Here is a 2,940-nt window from a genome sequence, read left to right as displayed (position 1 = left end):
TTGCGTTATAGATTCTCCTCTTTCACAAATTGCGGATCTTTCATTGGAGCTTCCGTGGGCTTTTGATCACAGTGTTTGTCAAACTTCCACGGTCACCAATCTCTACACCGCTAATTTGATGCTTTTTGCATTTTTAGCGAACGATGAATTGCTTTTGAGCGATATTGGTAAGGCAATTCAGGAGGGCGAAGCCTATATGAACCGGGTAGAGGGACCCATTCGACAAGCAGTGAGCGGTGAATGGTCCAACGTCCTAATACTGGCTGACGGAGAGTTGAAAGGATTAGCGGCTGAAGGAGCAATTGCTTTGACTGAGATAGCCCAAGTACATGCGCAATCCCATCATTTACTAGATGTACGGCACGGCCCTATTGTAACAGTCAACAAGGACACGCTTGTTATCGCGATTCTGAGTCCAGAGGGGAAAGACTATCAAGAAAAGCTGATGAGGGATATTAAAGCACAAGGTGCTACAATAATTACGTTCACCGACCATTTAAGTCCAGGGATCCATGGAATTGTTGATCTGGAAGTAGTTTTTGGAACGCCTCTAGACATTGCAGCTCAAGGAATCCCTTTTATATTTATCCCCCAACTGATTGCAATTGTGAGTGCGGAACGACAAGGAATTCAACCGGATCAACCTTCCGGCCTTTCCGCGTGGGTAAAATTGTAGTATAGCAGTTGCAGAGCCCTATAACCGGACCACAAAAGAGCAGGCGCCCTAACGAGGGTCCTGGCATGTACCCTATGATCAACAAATGAAAATCGGGGAATGATTGCTTCTAACCCCCATTTCGCATGTCCGGTAGCTCAAAGTGAGTAATAGGAAGCCGTTCTTGTGGGTCAAGCGAATCCATGTCGGCAGCCAATCCATAGGGCGACCGCGTTCGGCAGCATCTCCCTTCTTTCGACATTCAAAGAGAGCATGAGGGCGGGGTTGGCTTAGCTGCTTGTCATTTCGACAGGATTCACGGTATAAATCGTCATGTCATTTCCGCCATTTCCACGACACGTCAGGCCAGGTCATCGACATTATCCGTCAGCAGGCGTTCCCTGCGATCCGCATATTGGATCAACAACACTTTAATTTGTTGCAGCATCCCGAGCAAGACTTGACCCGTCGGCTTGTAATCCCGGCTTCGGCCAGGGACGCGGAAGAGCTTCTCTTGCTGATCCAATTGCTGGCGGACGCGGTACTCCAATATCCCGTAAACGAGCAGCGCCATCACCAGCACGATCCCCAGCTCGTCGAGCCGATCGGGTGTCTTCAGGTAGACGCCTCCTACGAGTTGGGGATCTTTCAACAGACGAAATTGGGTCTCGGCGGCAAATCGCTCCACGTGAACAAGGGGATCCTTGCCGCTGAGCACATTAAGGATCAGGGCTTTGATTCGTGTGCCAGGCGAGAGGGTGCACCGTTTCGAGTCCCACGCCAGCAACTCATTTTAGGTTTCTTCCAATTCGATTTCACGACATAGCCGGTCCATCAGCACGGTAGGGCCAGACGAATAGGAAGACGATTTTATAGTGTACTCATGGGGATCGCCTCCAGAGAACTATACGTTTACATTCTCTGGAAGCGGTCGGGTACCCTTGCTGGAGGCAGCCATGGTCCTTCCCCAACAGTTAAGTGCCATCTTCAAACATAAACAGCGCTCATACAAAATGGTCCTGATCCTAGCACTTACAGAGGAAGGATTGGCGAGCTCAACTAGTCTTAACGTCATCACAGACCGGTTCCGCCAACACTTCATCGATCGCGAGAACAATGGTCTTCCAGTAGACAATCCACCAACATACATGGGGGATAGTTGGAAGTCGCTGACGGTGGGACAGCTCCGGACGGTTATTCAGAATCCGGCTTATGCTATGCAGACAATCGTAGAGATGAATCCTACGAACAACTCAATCTCCTTCACCACAGAAGTGATCGCCGAACTACGTCAATACACTCTCCAGGAAATTGATTCCTATTATACGAGCGAAGATCCACCACTCCAAGACTCGAAGAAATTCTCTAATCATGGTTACTTCCAACAAGTCATGGACTCCTACGTACAAGCGAAGAAAGAATCCATTAAACAGCATCCTATTGATCAGCTTGTTCGGAAAACCATTCCACACGAACTCGAGAAACTTGATTTCATACAAGCCCCACTCACAGTAGAGGGGTCAGTCGGAAAGGGCAACTGGGCGACGGTACCTTGGGTTGCCATTATGGACACTAGAATCACGAGCTCGACTCAAAAAGGGATATACCTCGTCTACTTATTCTCCGAGGATATGCAATCCCTTTATTTGTCATTTGAGCAAGGCGTGACAGAGATAATGCAGCAGAAAGGTAAAAAGAAGGCATACCAGCTCTTTGAAGAAACTACCGATCAAATCCGAACCCTACTCCCCTTGGAAGGCACACGCAAAGACAAGGATTTTTTCCTTACGACGAGCCCCTTGGGAGAAGCTTACCATACCAGGCAGGCACAGTAGCTTACTACAAATACGAAAGCGGCAACTTGCCAAGCGACGAGCAGTTAAAGACGGACCTCGAAAATATGGTCGAGAACTACAAACTGTTCGTGGAGAAGCGAGGAGCTCTCACGACCGAAACGCCCCGCCACAGAAACCAACTTTTAAAGTCACGATGGCTTACTTGCACTATATTCAAGGCGTCACCGAACGTTTGTTTGCACTCGTTATACCAAACGTTTGTTCGTACAGAGAGTAGTTTCTGAGACAACTTGATATTCAAATTTATTATTTGTTTAGATGGGAAAGATTACTTCAAATTCTTAGTACTTTAGCAAAATGATAGGGTGTGGTAATAAAATAGATTTAAACGAAGCTACACCACATTTATCCCAGTCTACAGGAAAATTTAGTAGTAGTGAAAAAATAAAAAAGAGAATGAAAGTAATACCGCACATGACATTATTATTG

4 protein-coding genes are annotated in these 2,940 nt (G+C 47.1%); 3 read left to right on the top strand and 1 reads right to left on the bottom strand.

The window, feature by feature from the left end:
• Nucleotides 1–676, top strand: a 676-nt coding sequence (locus tag PKO02S_RS31765; protein ID WP_127589266.1) for an SIS domain-containing protein, incomplete at its 5' end; no start/stop codon positions are given.
• A 340-nt stretch (nt 677–1,016) separates the two neighbouring features.
• Here PKO02S_RS31765 and PKO02S_RS31760 read toward each other — a convergent pair.
• Nucleotides 1,017–1,343, bottom strand: coding sequence for a hypothetical protein (locus tag PKO02S_RS31760; RefSeq protein ID WP_127589264.1), 327 nt, complete (start codon nt 1,341–1,343; stop codon nt 1,017–1,019).
• Nucleotides 1,344–1,596: 253 nt separating this feature from the next.
• On the opposite strand from PKO02S_RS31760, the gene PKO02S_RS31755 reads away from it, so the two are divergent.
• Both PKO02S_RS31755 and PKO02S_RS34075 read left to right on the top strand, forming a co-directional pair.
• Nucleotides 1,597–2,490: an MrcB family domain-containing protein gene (locus PKO02S_RS31755; protein WP_127589262.1), complete on the top strand. Its 894-nt coding sequence runs from the start codon at nt 1,597–1,599 to the stop codon at nt 2,488–2,490.
• Between the two features lie 26 nt (nt 2,491–2,516).
• The gene (locus PKO02S_RS34075; protein WP_373865262.1) at nt 2,517–2,735 is read left to right on the top strand and encodes a hypothetical protein; all 219 of its coding nucleotides are present in this window, start codon (nt 2,517–2,519) and stop codon (nt 2,733–2,735) included.
• Nucleotides 2,736–2,940: the final 205 nt, after the last annotated feature.

The sequence above is a fragment of the Paenibacillus koleovorans NBRC 103111 genome (assembly GCF_004000845.1).
Taxonomy (GTDB): Bacteria; Bacillota; Bacilli; order Paenibacillales; family NBRC-103111; genus Paenibacillus_AA; species Paenibacillus_AA koleovorans.
Note: the sequence above shows the minus strand (reverse complement) of the source record. Positions and strands in the feature narration are given on the sequence as shown.